The following is a 3,522-nucleotide window of genomic DNA, read 5'->3' as shown; positions in this document are numbered from 1 at the left end:
GCGGCGGGGGCATCCAGCCCTGCGGGGCGGAGGCGTCCGGTGCGCCCCAGGGCGACCGGCCGGCCGCGTGCGAGCCCTGCTGCGGCGGGGGCTGCTGACCGGGCTGCTGCCAGCCGTGCTGCGCGGGCGGCGGGGGCGGCGCTCCCCAGGCGCCCTGGGCACCGACCCCGCGGCCGAAGCCGTTGGGCAGCTTGGAGAGCACCTGGCGCGCCTGCCCGGACATCTGCGGCAGGCACAGCACGAGGTACTCCGAGGCCACGATCTGGCTGGCGGAGGTGAAGTCGCGCCGGCCGCCGGTGAGGGCGTAGGAGATGACGGCGAAGAGCATCCCGAACCCGGCGCCGATGAGCAGGCCGGTGAGCAGCCCGGCGGTGCCGCCGTTGCCGAACACCGAGAGCATCAGGCCGATCAGCAGGCCGAACCACGCGCCGGAGGCCGCGCCGGCCCCGGCGGCGCGCCCGTACGTCAGCCGCCCGGTGACCCGCTCGACCATCTGCAGGTTGTTGCCGACGATCGTGACGTTCTGCACGGGGAAGTGCTCGTCGGAGAGGAAGTCCACGGCGCGCTGGGCCTCCGCGTACGTGCCGTAGCGGCCGATCGCCTCGCCCTGCGGCGGAGTGGGGGCTGCCAGGCGCTGCTGACCGCCCATGGGCCCGAGGTTCGACATGGCGACATCCTCACCGGTTCGTCCAGCCCCGCCCGTGCCGGGCGGGGCGCGGGGCCCACGCGGCCCCTCTCGTGGGGGACAACGCGTCCGGTGCGGTGATCGTGCCCGCGCCGGGCGCCCACCGGCCCGGCCGTGCCGGGCCGGGTCCCCGCGCTCCCTCAGGCGGTCTGCCGCTTGGCGCCGGCGCGCTCGCCGGCCTTGCGGGTGGCCTGCACCTCGGTGTGCGCGCCGGCGGTGGACAGGTCCCCGCCGGAGGTCTCCAGGTGCGCGCGCACGAACCAGTGGTACTGCTCCAGCTGACCGGTCTGGCTGGTGAGCAGGTCCTCGGTCACCGGGTCGATCTCACCGGTGGCCTCGATGGCGGAGCGGTGGTCCGTGATGACGCCGGAGTACACCAGGTCCAGCGCGCCGAGGTGCTCGATGGCACCGGCGCGGCCGATGGAGTAGTCGTCCCAGTCGCGCTCGGCGACCAGGGCCCCGGGGGTGCCCACCGGCGACATGCCCAGGGTGGCGATGCGCTCGGCGACGGCGTCGGCCATCTCGCGCACCGCGTCGACCTGCGGGTCGAGCATCTGGTGCACGGCGATGAAGTTCGGGCCCACCACGTTCCAGTGGACGTGCTTGAGGGTCAGGTGCAGGTCCGTGAGGGCGGTGAGGCGGTTCTGCAGGACCGCCGCGACCTCGGCGCCCTGCTCGTTCGAGAGCCCGGGGACCGTGTAGAGGGGGTTCCCGGACGCCTTCAGCTTCTTGCTCTCCTTGGCCATGGCGCCACGGTAGGAGGGCCGCGACGCTCCCGCGCGCCGAGATCGCGCCCGCTCCCCGCGCCCGTCGCGCGCCCGGCCGGGCTCTAGCCTGAAGCGGTGACCGGTTCCCCCAAGCGCGTCTTCGCCGCCCGGCTGGCGGGCACGTCGGTGTTCGACCCGCAGGGCGACCAGGTGGGCCGGGTCCGCGACGTGGTGGGCGTGCTGCGCCCGCGGGGCCCGCACCGCGTCATCGGCCTGGTGGTGGAGGTCCCCGGCCGCCGCCGCGTGTTCGTGCCGATGACGCGCGTGACCAGCGTGGACACCGGGCAGGTCCTCACCACCGGCCTGGTGAACATGCGCCGCTTCGAGCAGCGCGGCACCGAGACGCTGCTGCTGGGCGAGCTGCTGGACCGCACGGTGGAGATGGCCGACGGCAGCGGTCAGGCCACCATCGAGGACCTGGGCCTGGAGCAGGCCCGCCCGCGCGACTGGCACCTGACGAAGCTGTTCGTGCGCCGCGGCACCGTGCCGCGCGGCCTGGGCGGCCGGCTGCGCCGGCGCGGGGAGACGATGACCGTGGACGTCGCCGCGGTCGTGGGCCTGACGATCCCCGACGCCGACCAGGGCGCCACGAACCTGCTGGCCGCCTTCGAGGAGCTGCGCGCCACCGACCTGGCGGAGGTCATCCACGAGCTGACCCCCAAGCGGCGCCGCGAGGTGGCCGCCGCCCTGGACGACGAGCGCCTGGCCGACGTGCTGGAGGAGCTGCCCGAGGACGACCAGGTGGAGATCCTCTCCGCGCTGGAGGGCGACCGCGCCGCGCACGTGCTGGAGGAGATGGAGCCCGACGACGCCGCGGACCTGCTCTCGGAGCTGCCCGCGGAGCAGGCCGAGCGGCTGCTGGCCCTCATGGAGCCCGACGACGCCGACCCGGTGCGCCGGCTGCTGGCCTACGACGAGCACACCGCCGGCGGCCTGATGACCTCCGACCCGGTGGTGCTGGCCCCCGACGCCACCGTCGCCGAGGCCCTGGCGCAGGTGCGCCGGGAGGAGCTGACGCCGCCGCTGGCCACGGCGGTGTACGTGTGCCGCCCGCCCCTGGAGACGCCCACGGGCCGCTACCTGGGCACCGCGCACCTGCAGCGGCTGCTGCGCGAGCCCCCGCAGACGCCGCTGGGGCAGGTCGTGGACACCGACGTGGAGCCGCTGGCCCCCGAGGAGACGCTGCAGGGCGTGACCCGCCAGCTGGCGGCGTACAACCTCGTCTCGCTGCCGGTGGTGGACGAGGACGGGCACCTGCTGGGTGCGGTGACCGCGGACGACGTGCTGGACCACCTGCTGCCCGAGGACTGGCGCGACACCGAGGAGGAGGTCTTCGAGGTGCGTCGTGGCTGACCGCGAGAGCCGGCGCGCCCTGCGCCGGGACCGCGCGGACGACCGCAAGGCGGTCGGCCTGGACACCCCCCGCGAGGCGCGCCGGCAGCTGATCGTGCGCCCGCAGGTGGACCCGGACGCCTTCGGGCGGGCCAGCGAGAAGTTCGCCCGCTTCATGGGCACCGGGCGCTTCCTGGTCTACATGACGGCCTTCGTCGTCGTGTGGGTCGTCTGGAACGTCGCCGCGCCGGAGCCGCTGCGCTTCGACCCGTACTCCTTCACCTTCCTGACGCTGGTGCTGTCCCTGCAGGCGTCGTACGCGGCCCCGCTGATCCTGCTGGCGCAGAACCGCCAGGACGACCGCGACCGCGTCCTCAACGAGCAGGACCGCGCCCGCGACGAGCGGGGCCTGGCCGACACCGAGTACCTGACCCGCGAGGTGGCGGCGCTGCGCATCGCGCTGCGCGAGGTGGCCACCCGCGACTTCGTGCGCTCGGAGCTGCGCAGCGTCCTGGAGGAGCTGCAGCAGGAGGACGCCGAGCGCGACGAGCGCGAGCCGGGCAAGCGCAAGGGCGGCAAGAAGCGCAAGCGCGCGGACGCCCCGGCCGGCAAGAGCGCGCGCGAGCGGGCCTCCGGGCGGGCGCCGGAGCGCGCCGGCGAACCGGCCGGCGACGGCGGGGGCACCGGCGAGCCCCTCGACGCGGGCGGCGACGCGGACGGCGAGGCGGGGGGCGAGGC

General features: G+C 75.5%; 4 protein-coding genes. 2 read left to right on the top strand and 2 right to left on the bottom strand.

Annotated features, from left to right (window positions below):
- Positions 1-667: general stress protein (locus tag GTR00_RS16970; protein WP_205706026.1), on the bottom strand; the 667-nt coding region annotated here is incomplete at its 3' end.
- 158 nt (positions 668-825) lie between these two features.
- Entirely contained in the window at positions 826-1,431 is a 606-nt protein-coding gene (locus tag GTR00_RS16965; protein ID WP_166612764.1) for a Dps family protein, read from the bottom strand.
- Positions 1,432-1,527: 96 nt separating this feature from the next.
- Between GTR00_RS16965 and GTR00_RS25970 the strand changes: the two genes are divergently transcribed.
- Both GTR00_RS25970 and GTR00_RS16955 read left to right on the top strand, forming a co-directional pair.
- The gene (locus tag GTR00_RS25970) at positions 1,528-2,805 is read left to right on the top strand and encodes a magnesium transporter MgtE N-terminal domain-containing protein (RefSeq protein ID WP_166612763.1); all 1,278 of its coding nucleotides are present in this window, start codon (positions 1,528-1,530) and stop codon (positions 2,803-2,805) included.
- Positions 2,798-3,522, top strand: a 725-nt coding sequence (locus GTR00_RS16955; RefSeq protein ID WP_323132559.1) for a DUF1003 domain-containing protein, incomplete at its 3' end; no start/stop codon positions are given. The genes GTR00_RS25970 and GTR00_RS16955, both read left to right, overlap by 8 nt.

This window comes from Kineococcus indalonis (assembly GCF_009906395.1).
Taxonomy (GTDB): domain Bacteria; phylum Actinomycetota; class Actinomycetes; order Actinomycetales; family Kineococcaceae; genus Kineococcus; species Kineococcus indalonis.
Note: the sequence above shows the minus strand (reverse complement) of the source record. Positions and strands in the feature narration are given on the sequence as shown.